Annotated in this window: 16 protein-coding genes; 7 read left to right on the top strand and 9 right to left on the bottom strand. The window is 64.0% G+C overall.

Annotated features, from left to right (window positions below):
* Position 1 precedes the first annotated feature (1 nt).
* Complete coding sequence (locus J7548_RS07440; RefSeq protein WP_290972515.1) at positions 2-736, bottom strand: pyrimidine 5'-nucleotidase; 735 nt, start codon at positions 734-736, stop codon at positions 2-4.
* A 90-nt stretch (positions 737-826) separates the two neighbouring features.
* On the opposite strand from J7548_RS07440, the gene J7548_RS07435 reads away from it, so the two are divergent.
* Positions 827-1735, top strand: coding sequence for a TraB/GumN family protein (locus tag J7548_RS07435; protein WP_290972513.1), 909 nt, complete (start codon positions 827-829; stop codon positions 1733-1735).
* A gap of 82 nt (positions 1736-1817) precedes the next feature.
* Here J7548_RS07435 and argB read toward each other — a convergent pair whose 3' ends face one another.
* From argB to J7548_RS07415, 4 genes are all read right to left on the bottom strand, one after another.
* Positions 1818-2711, bottom strand: coding sequence for an acetylglutamate kinase (gene argB, locus J7548_RS07430; protein WP_050467787.1), 894 nt, complete (start codon positions 2709-2711; stop codon positions 1818-1820).
* Positions 2712-2819: 108 nt separating this feature from the next.
* Positions 2820-3602 (bottom strand): hypothetical protein, encoded by a 783-nt coding sequence (locus J7548_RS07425; RefSeq protein WP_290972507.1) that lies wholly within the window; start codon positions 3600-3602, stop codon positions 2820-2822.
* A gap of 51 nt (positions 3603-3653) precedes the next feature.
* The gene (locus J7548_RS07420) at positions 3654-4418 is read right to left on the bottom strand and encodes a type III pantothenate kinase (RefSeq protein ID WP_290973334.1); all 765 of its coding nucleotides are present in this window, start codon (positions 4416-4418) and stop codon (positions 3654-3656) included.
* Between the two features lie 2 nt (positions 4419-4420).
* Complete coding sequence (locus tag J7548_RS07415) at positions 4421-5227, bottom strand: biotin--[acetyl-CoA-carboxylase] ligase (protein WP_290973331.1); 807 nt, start codon at positions 5225-5227, stop codon at positions 4421-4423.
* A gap of 168 nt (positions 5228-5395) precedes the next feature.
* Here J7548_RS07415 and J7548_RS07410 point away from each other — a divergent pair, with 168 nt between their 5' ends.
* The 4 genes from J7548_RS07410 to J7548_RS07395 all read left to right on the top strand — a co-directional run bounded on the left by J7548_RS07410 (position 5396) and on the right by J7548_RS07395 (position 9022).
* Positions 5396-6550 (top strand): VanZ family protein, encoded by a 1155-nt coding sequence (locus J7548_RS07410; protein ID WP_290973328.1) that lies wholly within the window; start codon positions 5396-5398, stop codon positions 6548-6550.
* A gap of 97 nt (positions 6551-6647) precedes the next feature.
* Positions 6648-6968: a (2Fe-2S) ferredoxin domain-containing protein gene (locus J7548_RS07405; protein ID WP_290972504.1), complete on the top strand. Its 321-nt coding sequence runs from the start codon at positions 6648-6650 to the stop codon at positions 6966-6968.
* A 26-nt stretch (positions 6969-6994) separates the two neighbouring features.
* Positions 6995-7651, top strand: a complete 657-nt coding sequence (locus J7548_RS07400; protein ID WP_290972501.1) for an alpha/beta hydrolase — start codon at positions 6995-6997, stop codon at positions 7649-7651.
* Between the two features lie 216 nt (positions 7652-7867).
* Positions 7868-9022 (top strand): D-alanyl-D-alanine carboxypeptidase family protein, encoded by a 1155-nt coding sequence (locus J7548_RS07395; protein ID WP_290972494.1) that lies wholly within the window; start codon positions 7868-7870, stop codon positions 9020-9022.
* Between the two features lie 269 nt (positions 9023-9291).
* Here J7548_RS07395 and ahpF read toward each other — a convergent pair whose 3' ends face one another.
* Both ahpF and ahpC read right to left on the bottom strand, forming a co-directional pair.
* The gene (gene ahpF / locus J7548_RS07390) at positions 9292-10887 is read right to left on the bottom strand and encodes an alkyl hydroperoxide reductase subunit F (RefSeq protein WP_290972491.1); all 1596 of its coding nucleotides are present in this window, start codon (positions 10885-10887) and stop codon (positions 9292-9294) included.
* A gap of 238 nt (positions 10888-11125) precedes the next feature.
* The gene (gene ahpC / locus J7548_RS07385; protein ID WP_290972488.1) at positions 11126-11689 is read right to left on the bottom strand and encodes an alkyl hydroperoxide reductase subunit C; all 564 of its coding nucleotides are present in this window, start codon (positions 11687-11689) and stop codon (positions 11126-11128) included.
* A 375-nt stretch (positions 11690-12064) separates the two neighbouring features.
* Here ahpC and J7548_RS07380 point away from each other — a divergent pair, with 375 nt between their 5' ends.
* Positions 12065-12514 (top strand): thioesterase family protein, encoded by a 450-nt coding sequence (locus tag J7548_RS07380; protein ID WP_290972485.1) that lies wholly within the window; start codon positions 12065-12067, stop codon positions 12512-12514.
* Between the two features lie 87 nt (positions 12515-12601).
* Here the strand turns inward: J7548_RS07380 and J7548_RS07375 are convergent, their stop codons facing one another.
* Complete coding sequence (locus J7548_RS07375) at positions 12602-14470, bottom strand: phosphoenolpyruvate carboxykinase (GTP) (protein WP_290972482.1); 1869 nt, start codon at positions 14468-14470, stop codon at positions 12602-12604.
* A 723-nt stretch (positions 14471-15193) separates the two neighbouring features.
* Here J7548_RS07375 and J7548_RS07370 point away from each other — a divergent pair.
* Complete coding sequence (locus J7548_RS07370; protein ID WP_290972479.1) at positions 15194-16180, top strand: D-2-hydroxyacid dehydrogenase family protein; 987 nt, start codon at positions 15194-15196, stop codon at positions 16178-16180.
* Here J7548_RS07370 and J7548_RS07365 read toward each other — a convergent pair.
* Positions 16158-16922: an L-asparaginase gene (locus tag J7548_RS07365; protein ID WP_290972478.1), complete on the bottom strand. Its 765-nt coding sequence runs from the start codon at positions 16920-16922 to the stop codon at positions 16158-16160. The two genes, J7548_RS07370 and J7548_RS07365, sit on opposite strands and share 23 nt — an antisense overlap.
* Positions 16923-17064: the final 142 nt, after the last annotated feature.

Below are 17064 nucleotides of genomic sequence, written 5' to 3'. Positions count from 1 at the left end.
ATTAACGTACGGCGCCCAGCTTCGCCAGCCGCCGCGGCAATTGCCGCACCGAACTCACCTTGACATCGACATAGGCCGGCAAGCGGCTGCGCACGCGCTGCGCCGCCAGATGGCCCAGCATCGTATTGCCGACCAGGTATTGCGTCACCCAGGCGGTACGTACCCCCAGTTCCCGCGCCGTCTTGAGATTGTCCACCGTGTCCTCCACCAGGATGCAGCGGCGCGGGTTAACCTTCTCGCGCGCCAGCAGCTTGCGCAGCATCTGGCGCGAAGGCTTGGGGCGCAACTGGCGATGCACGCGCATCGCTTCGATCGAGATGTGGTGCGAGAAATGGCGCTGCAAGCCGAGATGGCGCACCAGCTCGCGCGAATAGCGGCGCGGCGCGTTGGTCAGCAGGATCTTGCGCCCCGGCAGTTGCCGCAGCCAGCGGCCGATGCCGCGCTCGGCGCGCACCATGCCCGGCAGGTCGTCGAACAGGTGCGCTTCATGCAGGAAATCTTCGATGCGCACGCCATGATGGCGCACCATGCCAAGCAGCGTCGCGCCATACAGCTTCCAGTAATGGCGGCGCAGGTGGTTGACCGCCGCCTCGTCGCACGGATGCCCGCCCTGCTCCAGCACGCGTGTGATGTAGCGGTTCATGTTGGCGTTGATGGCGGGGAAGATCGCGTGCGACGCGTTATGCAAGGTGTTGTCGAGATCGAACAGCCAGAGCGGTGTAGTATTGGACGCCATAAATCAGACCGGCCGCGCCCATCGGGCGGGAACCATGAAGCAACGAAAGAAAGGCAAGCAGTGAAAGGTTTTGCAAAACGATTGATTATAGTGACATTGGCCCTGCTGTTCTGCTTTTACCTGCCGCAGGCATCGGCCGCCCCGATCTCCGCGCCGGATACCGCCAACCAGACGGTTCCCAATCGCGGCGCCCTGTACCGCGTCTCCGACGGCCGCCACACGATGCACCTGTTCGGCACCATCCACGTCGGCGCCCCCGATTTCTATCCGCTGGAACCCCGCATCACGCGCGCGCTCGCCGCGGCGCCGACGCTGGCCCTGGAGCTGGATCCGCAAAATGCCGGAGCGCTGCAGGCGGCGGTGCAGCGCCACGGCATCTATCCCGACGGCCAACGCTTCGAGCAGCAACTCGATCCGGCGCTGGCCCAACGCACGCTCGCCGCGCTCAGGCGCTACCAGCTCCCGGCCGAACGGCTGCAGAATTTCCGCCCCTGGATGCTGGCCACCGCGCTCACCGTGCAGGAATACGCCAGCAGCGGCTACCGGCCGGAACTGGCCGTGGACAACCACTTGGCCGACGCAGTGCGCGGCCACGGCGGCAAGATCATCGAATTGGAAAGCGCCGAGCGCCAGATGGCGATCTTCAGCCGCCTGAATGCGGCCCAGCAGGCGCAATTCCTGGGCGATACATTGGACGAACTGGACGATGCCGACCTCAAGCGTAAGCTCGACGAACTGGTGGGCGCCTGGCGTCACGCCGACAGCAACGGTTTCGACCAGGCGCTCAAGGAGATGGATGACGACAAGTCCTTTGCCAGCCGGTTTGCCCGCCACGCATTGCTGGATGAACGCAACCCCGGCCTGGCTGACGGCATCGCCGCGCTGCTGGCGAAACAGGACAAGGCCGTGGCCGCCATCGGCATCCTCCATCTGGTGGGGCCGGGCAGCGTGCCGGCGCTGCTGAAGAAAAAGGGATTACGCGTGGAGCAAATCTACTAAGAATCGCGCCAACACAACACGCCGGACAAACAAAAAGGGATGAGCATGCTCATCCCTTTTGCTTTACTGCTGTCCTGCGCGATCAGTGCGAGCGGATCATGGTGCCGAACGCCTGCTCGGTCAGCACTTCCAGCAACAGCGAGTGCTCGATGCGGCCATCGATGATGTGCACGGTATTCACGCCCGACTTGGCCGCGTCCAGCGCCGAGGAAATCTTCGGCAGCATGCCGCCGGAGATGGTGCCGTCGGCGAACATCTCGTCGATCTCGCGCGCCGACAGGTCGGTCAGCAGGTTGCCGGCCTTGTCCTGCACACCGGCGATATTGGTCATCATGATCAGCTTCTCGGCATGCAGGATCTCGGCGATCTTGCCGGCCACCACGTCGGCGTTAATGTTGTAGGCCTGGCCGTCGTCGCCGAAGCCGATCGGCGAGATGATGGGGATGAAGGCGTCGTCCTGCAGCGCCTTGACCACCGCCGGATTGATCGCCTCGATCTCGCCCACGAAACCGATGTCCAGGAACTGGCCCGGCTTCTCCTTGTCCGGCATCTGCATGCGGCGCGCGCGGATCAGGCCGCCATCCTTGCCGGTCAGGCCCACCGCCTGGCCGCCGTAATGGTTGATCAGCATCACGATATCCTGCTGCACCTCGCCGCCCAGCACCCATTCCACCACTTCCATGGTTTCTTCGTCGGTAATGCGCATGCCTTGCACGAAGGTGCCTTGCTTGCCGATCTTCTTCAGCGCGGCATCGATCTGCGGGCCGCCGCCGTGCACCACCACCGGGTTCATGCCGACCAGCTTCAACAGGATCACATCGCGCGCGAAGCCGTGCTTCAGGCTTTCCTCGGTCATCGCATTGCCGCCATACTTGACGACGATGGTCTTGCCGTGGAATTTACGGATGTAAGGCAGCGCCTCAGCCAGGATTTCGGCTTTGATCTGCGGCGCTACGTTGGTCAGGTCGGTGGTCATGGCAAGTCCTGTGGATGGAGGTGGGTTCTTGGGTACGCGATTTTACATGGAAAGAACGATCCGTTCGCGCGGCTGTGCGTTAATGGCAACGCACCGGCCGCGCAACGCTCAGGCTGAGCAGGCGCGGACTTCCTGGTCCGGGAAGGCGCCCTTGATCTTGTCGAGCGCGGCGCGCGCATCCGGAGTCAGGTCGTGCAGCTGGAACACCTGCTTGCCGGCGCCGGAGCGGCGGGCGATGATGCGCGCGCTGCGCACGCCCTGCCCGATCAGCTGGCCGATATAGGCCTTGGCCGCCTCCTCGGTACGGAAGATGCCCAGCGAGATGCCGTAGCGCAGCGCCGGGTTGGGGGAGCTCTCGGGAATCATGTAGACGTCGCCGATGCCCAGGCGGCGCAGTTCGGCCTTGCGGCGCTCGGCGCCGTCGCGGCCATCCTGCGGCGGGATATAGACCATGTAGCTGGTGATGTCCTGCGTCAGCTTCTGCACCATCTTGTCGCCCAGGTTGAGGCTGGCCAGTTGCGACGAAAAGCGGCGTGCATCGGCGGCGCTGAAATTGCCGACTTCAGTGCAGGAAGACGCGACAGCGGCCGTCTTCTGGGACACCGGAGCGGGTGCAGCGGTGGTGGGAACGGACGCAGCGGGCGCCGGAGCGGCGGCCGGGTCCTGCTTGCCGGAAGTATCCGGCTGCGGCGACGCGTCTTGCGTGCGCGCCTGCGGCACCAGTTTCTCGCTGTTGGGCGGCAGGATGGACAAGGCCTCCGGGCGCAACTGCCCGGCCAGGCGCTGCGGCTCATGGCGTTCCGAGGTGGCGGCGCCCAAATAGCCGTGCTGCATCCCGAACAGGATGCCATTGCCAATCAGCAGTAGCCAAAAAATCAATTTCAGCTTCATCCGCGCTTTCGTCTTCCTTTTCCCGAGTCGCCTTGTTCCGCAAGAACCTGTTCAGCCGCCGGCAACCATGGCCGCATGCAGGCCGGTCAAGACCAGATTATCCACTTTTTCCAGCGGCGTATCCCCCAGTTTCAGGTACGGCGCCAGCACCGCGCCGGCGCCGCCGGCCAGCACGCAGCGCAAGGGGCATCCCGGCGCCTGACGGCGGCGCTCGTCCAGCGCATGTTCGATGGCCCCGGCCTGGGCGGCGATACAGCCGGATACGATGGCATCCACCGTATTGTCGGCAAATGGCTCCCGCAGCGGCGCAATGGCCTCGATCTGCGGCAACTGCGCGGTCGACAAGGCCAGCGAAGTCGCCATCGTCCCCAGCCCCGGCAGGATCATGCCGCCGACGAACACGCCTTGCGCGCTGACGGCGTCGATCGTGGTTGCCGTGCCGCAAGTGGCCACCACCAGCTCCTGCCCCGGAAACAGGCTGCGCGCGCCGATCGCGGCGGCGAAACGGTCGCAACCGAGCTGGCCGGGATGGCGGTAGCCATTGCGCAGGCCGGCGCGCTCCGGAACCGATGCGAACCATTCGACGACGACAGCGGCGCCGAAGACCTGCGCCAACATGCCGTCCAGCGTCTCGCGCAGCGCCTGTCCCGCGACGTTGGATACGCACACGCGCTCCACCCCCGATGCCAGTTGGCCCCATGCGACCGCCAGCGATGCGGCCTCGCCGCGCGCCACCGCGCCCTGATGCAGCCAGCGGCCGCCGGCGTCGGCCACCGCCCATTTGATCCGGGTATTGCCGGCGTCGACCAGCAGCATGCTCACGATGCCTGTTCCTGCAAACGCAACGACACGTCGCCCGCCAGCACCGCCACCTGGCCGGCGCCGGTATCGATCAGGAAGCGTCCCATCATATCCACGCCGACGGCGATACCCTCCTGCACGATACGGCCGTTATCGATGATTTTCACCGGTTGCCCGGCATACGAATGGAATGCTTGCCAACGCGCGATGAAAGCGCCGAAACCGTACTGTTCGAACTCCGCCAATACATCGGCCAGCGCGCTGGTGATGATCGCCAGCACCGTCTCGCGCGGCTGCTTCTGCAATTCAGGCGCGGCGCCGATGGCGCGGCCCAGCTCGGCCTCCAGTTCGGGCGGCACGCCCAGGTTCAGGCCGATCCCGATGACCGCCCAGGTGGCGTCGCTGGAACCGATGTCGGCGGCGGTTTCGATCAGCACCCCGGCGAGCTTGGCGCCGTCGCGCAGCAAGTCGTTGGGCCACTTCAATTGCGCCTGCACGCCCAGCACCTGGAGCGCTTCGGCCAGCGCCACGCCCACCGCCAGCGGCAAACCCAGCAACGCATGCAATGGCCGCCGGAAACGCCAGGCCAGCGAAAAGGTCAGCGACGTCTGCGGCGTGGTGCGCCACGGCCGGCCGGCGCGGCCGCGGCCGGCGGTCTGGCGCTCGGCCACGCGCAGCACCGGTTGCTCCAGGCTGTGCAGGCGCTGCATCAGGTCGACGTTGGTCGAGCCCGTGCGCGCCACGGCCTCGACCACGATGCGCCTGGCGTTGGCGTTATCGGAGCCGGCCAGCAGCATGGCGATGCGCTCGCCATGGATCGGCATATCGCCGTCGCCGCGTCCCTCGGCGGGCGCTTCGGACGAGGCCGACGAGGCTGCCGCCAGCGAATTGGAAGTCATGTTCATAGAGCGCATTGTAACGGCAGTCGGCCCCGAACCGCCGCCCGGCGCGCGCAGCTGCGACCGCAAGTGAAATCGGTTACCCTCTGCCCCATGGAAGCCAAGCCCAACACCACGGCGCCGCCGCCCGCCCAGCCGCCCACAGCCGTTCCCGCCGCCTCCGCCTTCGCGCGCGTGAGCCTGCTGGTGTACGCGCTGCTGATCGTCTATGCCAGCTGGTATCCGTTTTCGGGCTGGCGCGACATGGGCCTGGGGCCGTTCGATTACCTGTGGGCGCGCCTGCCGTATTACTGGACCGGTTTCGATGTCTGGACCAACATCGCCGGCTACGCCCCGCTGGGCATGCTGCTGGTATTCGCCATGCATCCGCGCATCGCGCCGGCGTGGGCCATCTGGCCGGCTACGGCCGCCGGTATCTTGCTGTCGGCTTGCATGGAGGCGGTACAGACCTATCTGCCTACGCGCGTGCCGTCCAACCTCGACCTGCTCACCAACTCCGCCGGCGTGTTCATCGGCGCATTGCTTGGCGCGGCCTGCAGCCGCTATTTCCTGCGCGAGAGCCGCTTGCTTTCCATGCGGCGGCGCTGGTTCTCCGGCGAAGCCAGCCGCGGGCTGGTCGTGGCCGGGCTGTGGCCGCTGGCGCTGGTCTATCCGCAAAACCACCTGTTCGGGCTGGGCCACCTGGTGCCGCCGCTGTCGGCCTTCTTTTCCTATCTGTTCGACACCCCGATCGACCTGGCCACCGCCTGGATCAACAACGCCCAGCTCCGCGCCGAGCAATACTGGCTGGCCGACGTCATCGTCACCGCCTGCGGCCTGACCGGCGCCGCGCTGCTGCTGTTGGTGCTGCTGCGCAAGCAGGCCCCGCGCCGGGCGCTGGTGCTGTGCTACCTGCTCGGCTGCATCGCCGTGAAATCGCTGGCCTGCGCGCTGTTTTTCGCGCCGCAGAACGCCTTCGTCTGGGTCTCGCCCAGTTCGGCCGGCGGCATCCTGATCGGCGCCATGATGGTCACCGGCCTGTCGTTCGCGCCGCCCACGGCGCAGCGGCGGCTGGCGGCGCTGGCGCTGATCCTGAGCCTGGCGGTCACCAACGCGGTACCGGCCAACCCGTATTACATCTCCACGCTGGAGACCTGGGTGCAGGGCAAGTTCCTCAACTTCGACGGCGCCGCGCAATTCCTGTCCGTGCTGTGGCCGTTCCTGGCGATCTGGTTCCTCTACCATCCGGTGCACCGGAAACAAAAATGAGCGGGGTGTATCATTACGCTTTTGCCGCAACAGCACGCGCATCAAGGCTGACCGGGCTGCGCGGTACACGCAATCCTTCTCTCGGGCGAACCTGCACATGAGCGACAAACCATTCTACGAGCACCACGTTTTCTTCTGCCTGAACCAGCGCCAGCCCGGCGAGCGCACCTGCTGCGCCGACAAGGGCGCGCAAGCCGCGCAGGAGCACGCCAAGAAACGCATCAAGCAGCTCGGCCTGGCCGGCGAAGGCAAGGTGCGCATCAACAAGGCCGGCTGCCTGGAGCGCTGCGAGGAAGGGCCGGTGATCGTGATCTATCCGCAAGGCACCTGGTATACCTACGTCGACCAGGACGATATCGACGAAATCATCGACACCCACATCGTCGGCGGCAAGGTCGTCGACCGCCTCAAGATCTGATCCCCGATACGCGATACGCAAAAGCAATGAACGCACATACCCAGAATTTCACGATTGCCGGCGCCGTCGGCCAGCTCGAATGCGCGCTGGACCTGCCGGATCCGGACAATTTCCCGGCGCCGGTCGGCCTGGCGCTGGTGGCCCACCCGCATCCGCTGTTCGGCGGCACCATGGACAACAAGGTGGCGCAGACGCTGGCGCGCACCTTCCTCGCGCTGGGCTACGTGGCCGTGCGCATGAATTTCCGCGGCGTCGGCAAGTCCGAGGGCGCGCACGACCACGGCGCCGGCGAGACCGATGACATGGCGCTGCTGCTGCAGCACATGCGCGCCCAGTATCCCGGCCTGCCGCTGGCGCTGGGCGGTTTCTCCTTCGGCACCTTCGTGCAGGCGCAACTGCAGCAGCGCCTGCTGCAGCAAGACGCCGCCGCGGCCGCCGAACGCCTGGTGCTGGTCGGCACCGCCGCCGGCAAGTGGCCGATGCCGCCGGCACCGGCCAACACCATCCTGATCCACGGCGAACAGGACGACACCATTCCGCTGTCGGCGGTGCTCGACTGGGCGCGCCCGCAGGAGCTGCCAGTGGTCGTCATTCCCGGCTCGGACCACTTTTTTCACCGCAAGCTGCAACATATCAAGAACGTGGTGGTCGAAATGTGGCATCGCCGTCCGGCGATGGGGTGAACGCCGCCGCACAAGGCTTTCCGCGCGGGGACCGGTTGGGAAGCCGGCCCCGCAAATTGGGAGGGCAAGCCGCGCGGCGTTTATAATTCCGGGCGTGCAATTCGTCATGCGGCTCCAGCGGATGGCCTACCACTCTGCGACAGCAAGCGAATCCGCCTTCTTTTTCAAACCACAGCAACGATGTTTCCCCCTGCTGGCATTTTTTCCTTGGCACCGATGAAAAAAATACTTGCGGCCTTCGCCGCCACCGTCCTTTCGATTTCCGCCCTGACCGCCTCCGCGCAAACCTTGCCGCCGCCGACCGTGGCCGCCAAGTCCTGGATGTTGCTGGACGCCTCGGCCAACCAGGTGATCGCCTCGGCTGACCCGGACATGCGCGTCGAACCGGCCTCGCTGACCAAGCTGATGACCGCCTACCTGGCCTTCGCCGCCCTGCGCGACAAGCGCCTGAGCGAATCGCAGGAAGTCAGCGTCTCGGTGAACGCCTGGAAGGTCGATCCGAGCAGCTCCAAGATGTTCATCGAACCGAACAAGCCGGTGTCGATCGAAAACCTGCTGTACGGCCTGATCTCGGTCTCGGGCAACGATGCCGCGGTGGCTGTCGCCGAAGCCGTGTCGGGCACCGAAGATGCCTTCGTGCAACTGATGAACCGCGAGTCGCAGCGCCAGGGCCTGAGCAACACCCACTTCTCCAACCCGCACGGCCTGCCCAGCGCGGACACCTACACCACCGCGCGCGACCTGGCCATCCTGTGCCGCAACCTGATCAACGACTTCCCCGAGTACTACAAGAAGTATTACTCGGTGAAGAAATTCACCTACAACAACATCACCCAGCCCAACCGCAACCGCCTGCTGTGGCTGGATCCGACCGTGGACGGCATGAAGACCGGCCACACCTCCAGCGCCGGCTACTCGCTGATCACCTCGGCCCACCGCCCGGTACCCAACGGCGAACGCCGCCTGATCTCGGTGGTGATCGGCACCGTCTCCGACCAGGTGCGCACGCAGGAAAGCCAGAAGCTGCTGAACTGGGGCTTCCAGAACTTCGATGCCGTGAAGCTGTACGCCAAGGGCCAGCCGGTCGATACGCCTGACGTGTGGAAGGGTTCGCAGGGCAAGATCAAGGTCGGCTTCAAGAACGACCTGTACATCACCATCCCCAAGGGCACCGCTGACCGCGTCAAGACCCACCTGGATCGCAACGACCCGCTGATCGCCCCGATCTCGGAAAACGCCAAGGTCGGCACCCTGAAGGTCACCATCGACGACAAGACCGTCGCCGAATTGCCGGTGGTCGCGCTGGAATCGGTCGGCCCGGCCGGCTTCTTCGGCCGCGCATGGGATTCGCTGCGCTTGATGTTCAAGTAATCAGCCGCCTGCTTCAAACGAAAACGCCACCGGGAAACCGGTGGCGTTTTTTTATGGCCGAAACGTCCGTTGAACGCCGCTGGATCCCGGCCTGCGCCGGGATGACGGAGAAGTGAGTGACTTCCTCCGGCCTGTCGTCCCGGCGCAGGCCGGGACCCAGTGTCTTTCGTCGCGCCTCGCATGCGCCCGCAGCATCCGCCGCAAACAAAAACGCCACCGGTTTCCCGGTGGCGTTTTACTTGCTGCTTGTTAGCTGAGGCAAACGTTACTTAAGCTGCAACCGCTTCCTTGGCAGCCGGCGCCTCGTCTTCCACCGACGAGCGGATCAGGTGATCGAAGGCCGACAGCGCCGCGGTCGCGCCCGCACCCACGGCGATCACGATCTGCTTGTACGGCACCGTGGTCACGTCGCCGGCGGCGAACACGCCGGGGATCGAGGTCTGGCCGCGGGCATCGATCTCGATCTCGCCATGCTTGCTCAATGCGACCGTACCCTTGAGCCATTCGGTGTTGGGCACCAGGCCGATCTGGACGAACACGCCTTCCAGTTCGACATGCCTGATCTCGCCGCTGTCGCGTTCCTTGTAGCTGATGCCGTTGACCTTCTTGCCGTCGCCGGTGATTTCGGTGGTCTGCGCCGAGGTGACGATGGTCACATTGGGCAGGCTCTTCAGCTTCTTCACCAGCACCGCGTCAGCCTTCAGTTCGGCAGCAAATTCCAGCAGCGTGACATGGCTGACGATGCCGGCCAGGTCGATCGCCGCTTCCACGCCGGAGTTGCCGCCGCCGATCACCGACACGCGCTTGCCCTTGAACAGCGGGCCATCGCAGTGCGGGCAGTAGGCCACGCCGTGGTTGCGGTATTCGCGTTCGCCCGGCACGTTGACTTCGCGCCAGCGGGCGCCGGTGGACAGGATCACGGTCTTGCCCTTCAACACGCCGCCGTTGGCCAGCTTGACTTCGACCAGCTTGTCGCCGGCCACCAGTTGCTCGGCGCGCTGCACGTTCATGATGTCGACGTCATACGCCTTGACGTGCTGCTCCAGCGCGGTGGCGAACTGCGGGCCTTCGGTTTCCTTGACGGAGATGAAGTTCTCGATCGCCAAAGTGTCCAGCACCTGGCCGCCGAAACGCTCGGCGACCACGCCGGTGCGGATGCCCTTGCGCGCCGCGTAGATCGCGGCGGCCGCGCCGGCCGGGCCGCCGCCGACGATCAGCACGTCGTACGGCTCCTTGGCGCTCAACTCTTCGCCCTTGCGGGCGGCGGCGCCGGTGTCCAGCTTGGCGAGGATTTCCTCGACGCCGGTGCGGCCCTGGCCGAACACTTCGCCGTTCATGTAGACGGTCGGCACGGCCATGATCTGGCGCTGCTCGACTTCGCCCTGGAACAGCGCGCCGTCGATGGTCACCGAGCGGATGCGCGGGTTGATGATCGACATCACGTTCAGCGCCTGCACCACCTCCGGGCAGTTCTGGCAAGTCAGCGAGACATAGGTCTCAAAGCTGTAGTCGCCGTCGAGATTCTTGATCTGCTCGATCACCTTGTCGTCGAGCTTGATCGGGTGGCCGCCGACCTGCAGCAAGGCCAGCACCAGCGAGGTAAATTCGTGGCCCATCGGAATGGCGGCAAATTCGATGCTGACATCGGTTCCGGGGCGGTTCAGTTTGAACGACGGGGTACGTGCGTTGGCGGCATCGCGTTGCTCGACCAGCTGGATGCGGTCCGACAACTGCGCGATTTCCTGCAGGAGCTCCTGCATCTCACGGGATTTGGCGCCATCATCCAGCGATGCGACGATCTCGATCGGCTGGGTGACCTTTTCCAGGTAGGCCTTCAATTGGGTCTTGAGATTGGCATCAAGCATGGTGATTCACTTCCTCTGTTGAGAGATTTCATAGCGTCCGGGCCGCGGCATCCGCCTTGTGGGTTTCAGCCGCTTGCCAGGGCAGGCTCGGACGTGTACTTCTTTTAAGTCTTTAACGCATTTAATTGCCGAGTGGGCGTAGCGAGCGGTCCGAGGTCTGCGGGAGAAGCGCAGCCGTACGAAAGTACGGCGAGCATCGCAGCGCAGAGATCGGTCCGCGCAGTAGCCCAATCGGTAATTAAATCTTGCCGACCAGATCCAGGCTCGGCTTCAGGGTGGCAGCGCCTTCTTCCCACTTGGCGGGGCAGACTTCGCCCGGGTGCGAAGCGACGTACTGGGCAGCCTTGACCTTGCGCAGCAGTTCGGAAGCGTCGCGGCCGATGCCGTTGTCGTGGATTTCCAGGACCTTGATCTGGCCTTCCGGGTTGATCACGAAGGTGCCGCGCAGCGCCAGGCCTTCTTCTTCGATCAGCACTTCGAAGTTGCGCGCCAGGGTAGCGGTCGGGTCGCCGACCAGCGGGTATTGCACCTTCTTGATGGCTTCCGAAGTGTCGTGCCATGCCTTGTGGGCGAAGTGGGTGTCGGTCGAGATGCCGTAGATTTCAACGCCCAGCTTCTTGAACTCAGCGTAGTTGTTCGCCAGATCTTCCAGTTCGGTCGGGCAGACGAAGGTGAAGTCGGCCGGATAGAACACGAACACGGACCATTTGCCCTTCAGGGTCGCTTCGGTGATGTCGACGAACTTGCCATCGTGGTATGCAGTTGCCTTGAACGGTTTGATAGTGGTGTTGATCAGGGACATGTCTATTTCCTTTTTAGGGGGTTGAGTAAAGCAGTGGTATGAATAGTAAAGCGCCGAATCAAATAGATCAATTTTATTTAATCAATATTTTTGATTGGATTTAACTATCGATATTGAGGGCGATGCTATCGGCAGGGTTGCAAACGGGCAATCAAGCGCCTGCTTGAACCACATGGCGCCGCCTCGCATTTCTGCAAGCCGGCCGCCGTCAAATTCCGATCGCGATCGCTTAACATGGAAGCGGCGCCGCCTGAAGCTCAACAACACGGTAGCGATGCCGCAGGATGGAGATCCCGCAACAATGTTACTGCAAGCATGCATTTCTTGCGCACTGCGCCATCGACCATCCACACATCCGGCACAACGACAACCCGCATGAGCGAACACAAACCCAGCCCCGGCCGCCGCGCCGATTACCGCCACTTCCATCCGATCCAGACGCGCTGGATGGACAACGACGTCTATGGTCACGTGAACAACGTGGTCTACTACAGTTGGTTCGACACGGCGGTGAACCATTACCTGGTCGCCGGCGGCGTGCTGGAAATCGAGCATAGCCCGGTGATCGGCCTGGTGATCGAAACCCGCTGCAACTACTTCGCCTCGGTGGCGTTTCCCGAGCAGGTGGAAGTCGGCGTGCGGGTGGCGCACATGGGGCGCAGCAGCGTGCGCTACGAGATCGGCATCTTCAAGGCCGGAGAAGACAGCGCCGCCGCGCAGGGACACTTCGTCCACGTCTATGTGGATCGGGCCTCGCGCCGTCCGGTGGATATTCCCGCGCCGATGCGGGCGGCATTGGCGCGCATCGCTGTCGTTAGCCAATAAGCTGCCGCCCAAATGAAAACGCCCGCCGCATTGCTGCGGCAGGCGTTTTCTTATTTCGATTACTTCGACTTCAACGAGACTTCAGGCTCAGGCAGCCAGTTGCTTCTCCAGCTTGCCCTTGACGCCCACCAGCTCGGCCGGCAGCTTGTGCGCGAGCTTTTCGAACAGCTCGGCGTGCAGTTCCAGCTCCTTCTTCCATGCGGCCTTATCGATGGAAGTGATGGTGGCGAACTGCTCGGCGGTGAAGTCCAGGCCATCCCACTGCAGGTCGTTGAAGCGCGGGGTGATGCCGAACAGGTGCTCGACGCCGCCGGTCTTCACGCCTTGCGGATCTTCGATGCGGTCCAGCATCCACTTCAGCACGCGCATGTTGTCGCCGAAGCCGGGCCAGACGAACTTGCCGTTCTCGTCGGTACGGAACCAGTTGACGCAGTAGATCTTGGGCAGCTCGGCCGGCGAAGCGGCGATCTTCTTGCCGATATCCAGCCAATGCTGGAAGTACTCGCTCATGTTGTAGCCGGCGAACGGCAGCATCGCGAACGGGTCGCGGCGCACCACGCCTTGCTGGCCGACGGCCGCGGCGGTGGTTTCCGAACCCATGGTGGCGGCCATGTAGACGCCTTCCACCCAGTTGCGGGCTTCGGTCACCAGCGGCACGGTGGTGGAGCGGCGGCCGCCGAAGATGAAGGCCGAGATCGGCACGCCGGCCGGATCGTCCCAGGCCGGGTCGATCACCGGGTTCTGGGTCGCGGCCACGGTGAAGCGCGCGTTCGGGTGGGCCGCCTTGCGGCCGGTTTCCTTTCCGATTTCCGGAGTCCAGTCCTTGCCTTGCCAGTCGATCAGGTGCGCCGGCGCTTCCTTGGTCATGCCTTCCCACCAGACATCGCCGTCATCGGTCAGCGCGACGTTGGTGAAGATGGTGTTGGCCGAGACCGACGCCATGCAGTTGTAGTTGCTCTTTTCGTTGGTGCCCGGGGCCACGCCGAAGTAGCCGGCTTCCGGGTTGATCGCATACAGGCGGCCGTCGGCGCCCGGCTTGATCCAGGCGATGTCGTCGCCGATGGTGGTGACCTTCCAGCCGCCGAAGGCCTTGGGCGGGATCAGCATGGCGAAGTTGGTCTTGCCGCAGGCCGACGGGAAGGCCGCCGCGACGTAGTGCTTCTTGCCTTCGGGCGATTCCACGCCGAGGATCAGCATGTGCTCGGCCAGCCAGCCCTGGGCGCGGCCCATGGTGGAGGCGATGCGCAGCGCGAAGCATTTCTTGCCCAGCAGCGCGTTGCCGCCGTAGCCCGAACCGTAGGACCAGATTTCGCGGGTTTCCGGGTAGTGCACGATGTACTTGGTGGCGTTGCACGGCCATGCCACGTCCTTCTGGCCTGCAGCCAGCGGCGCGCCCACGCTGTGCACGCAAGGCACGAACTCGCCGTCGGCGCCCAGCACGTCATACACGGCCTTGCCCATGCGGGTCATGATGCGCATGTTGACCGCCACATAGGGCGAGTCGGACAGCTCGACGCCGATGTGGGCGATCGGCGAACCCAGCGGGCCCATCGAGAACGGCACCACATACAGGGTACGGCCGGCCATGCAGCCGTCGAACAGGCCGTGCAGGGTCTGGCGCATTTCGGCCGGGTCGGTCCAGTTGTTGGTCGGGCCGGCGTCTTCCTTCTTCTGCGAGCAGATGAAGGTGCGGTCTTCCACGCGCGCCACGTCGGACGGGTCGGAGCAGGCCAGGTAGCTGTTTGGGCGCTTTTCCTGGTTCAGTTTCTTCATGGTGCCGGCGGCGACCATCTCGGCGCACAGGCGGTCGTATTCTTCCTGGGAACCGTCGCACCAGTAAATGCGAGCCGGCTTGGTCAGCGCGGCGATTTCCGCGACCCAGTTGATCAGTTTCTGGTGTTTGACGTACGCCGGTGCGTTGACTGCGGGAACGCCAGCCATGAGGGGTTGATTCATAGGTTGTACCTCCAATGCCACAAAGTTAAAGAATTCGTTTTGGCACGGCAGGATCGTCGTCTGCTTGTAACTGGCGTTGGATGCCGGGAGAGGGCGCGCCAGCCAGCGATACGGCGGTCTTGTCGACAGCGGCGCATCCGGAGATGCCGGCCGCGAGGCCCGCAGCCTTGTCGGGCGCGGGCTCCAGTCACTTTTCGACAGTTAAAAGTGAGAAAAAGTGGCAGCGATTGTACCCCGATAAAAGGGAATTCACTAAAATTTGTAGCGAAAAATACCCGACTTATGTAGTAGGTAATTACAAATCAAAAAAAATATGTTTTTTCATTACTCAAGCGCATAACACCATTTCTCGCCAAAACCGCATGAATGCTGGATTCTAGCGGTGTTGCGGGGATTTAGATATTCACCAAAGAAATATCTAGATTAAAAATCGGCAATATTTTCACTTTATCTCCATTCCAAACTCATTCGCCGCAGGACCTCGAAGATCCGATCGCGGCCGCACCCGCCCGCACGTTCTACCCTGCCAGAACCGACGGTTCCGGCATCGACAGGCCAGCCTGGCATCGCCGACACTTGCCGGATATGCGAGCCGGCCGCAGGACTCCGGCGCCGCCGCCAATGCCTGCGGAATCCCTTTATGATGTCGCCAGTGCGCCTTCGCCCGCTCTCCTCTCGTTTGCGGCGGCGCAGACTCACAAGACAGCGCCCACGGAGACCTTCATGAAAATTGCCATCCTCGACGACTACCAGGACGCCGTCCGCCACCTCGATTGCTTCCGCATGCTCGACGGCCATGACGTCAAGGTATTCAACAACAGCATCCGCGGCGTCGGGCAACTGGCCGCGCGGCTGGCGCCGTTCGATGCGCTGGTGCTGATCCGCGAGCGCACGCCGCTGAACCGGATGCTGCTGGACAAACTGCCGCTGCTGAAGCTGATTTCGCAAACCGGCAAGGTCAGCGGCCATGTCGACGTGACCGCCGCCACCGAACGCGGCATCGCCATCGTCGAAGGCGTGGGCGACCCGACCGCGCCGGCAGAACTGACCTGGGCGCTGGTCATGGCCGCCATGCGCCGCGTACCGCAATACTGCGGCGCCCTGCGCGCCGGCGCCTGGCAGCAGGTATCGGCCACGCCCCACCACAACACGATCGGCACCGCCCTGAAAGGCCGCACACTGGGCATCTGGGGCTATGGCAAGATCGGCCGCATGGTCGCCGGCTACGGTCGCGCGTTCGGCATGAAGGTAGTGGTCTGGGGACGGGAAGCCAGCCGCGAACAGGCGGCCAAGGATGGCTACGAGGCCGCCGCCGGCAAGGAAGAATTCTTCAGCCAGGCCGACGTGCTGTCGCTGCACCTGCGCCTGAACGACGCCACCCGCGGCATCGTCACGGCGGCCGACCTGGCGCTGATGAAGCCCAGCGCCTGCTTCGTCAACACCAGCCGCGCCGAACTGGTCGAACCCGGCGCGCTCGAAGCGGCGCTCAACCAGGGCCGCCCCGGCCTGGCCGCACTCGATGTGTACGAACAGGAACCGCTGCCGGTGAACTCGCCCTTGCTGAAGATGGATAACGTGGTGGCGTCGCCGCACCTGGGCTACGTGGAAAAAGACGGCTACGAGCTGTACTTCCGCGCCGCCTTCCAGAACATCCTGGACTACGCCGCCGGCGCGCCCAAGAATGTCCTCAATCCTGAGGTTCTGGAGTAATACGGTAAGTGGTACGCACGGGCGGGTCGTACGGCAATACCGGCGACTTGCCTGAAGCCCTCCACAAATGCCGCCAGCCCGGCGGCCATGGCAGCGGCGGCCCCGCGTATTCCGGCACGTTGCGGCGGATCGGGATCACCGGCAGGTGCTCCGGCATGCGACCGTTGTCATGCCAGCCCAGGCTGAACGCATAGTCGGGCAGCAGCGTGGCGCATACCATCTCGAACCAGTTGCTGTGTTCTTCGTCCTCGCCCAGCGCTTGCGCCAGCCCCTGCGGGTCGAACTGCGCCAGCAACCGCGCCAGTTCTTCCGGCGACGCGCTGGGGGTATCGCCCCAGCCCAGCACCGGATTGAAGTTGTAGTCGGCCCCCGAGCCGTACCAGCCTTCGCGCCAGGGCCGTTCCAGCCATTGCCTCGGGCCGGTGAACAAATGCCAGCGCCAGTGCAGCCCGGAAGGCTTGGGCCAGGTATAGAGGTAAAGCCGCTGGTAACCGGTACGGTGCAGTTCACGCACCATCGCCATGAGCCGCGCATGCGGCATGCGATCCGGCGGGGCGCGGCGGAACAGGATCGGCGTGCCGTCGGCATGCTGCACTTCGTCGGACGACAGGTTGAGGTCGAGCGTGCGCACCTCGCTGCCGAAGCGGGCGGAAATCCACCCCGTCAGCAAATTGACGAGCACGATCACGCCATAACCGCGATGACGGTGAAAGATGACGGTGCCGGGCGCCAGTGGTTTCATATCCGGTCGATTATAAGTCTCATTGGCCGGACTGGCCGGAGCGCGGCATTTCCCGCCGGCATCAGTCCGGATTGCCGCGCGGAATCATTTAAAAATTCTCATGTGAAAAGCTGCGAACGGAGGCCGGATTTCATGCTTTTCA

Origin of the sequence: Herbaspirillum sp. (assembly GCF_017744395.1) — a bacterium.
Taxonomy (GTDB): Bacteria; Pseudomonadota; Gammaproteobacteria; order Burkholderiales; family Burkholderiaceae_D; genus Herbaspirillum.
The sequence above is the reverse complement of the archived record's forward strand: the minus strand, read 5'-3'. Positions and strand labels throughout refer to the sequence as shown.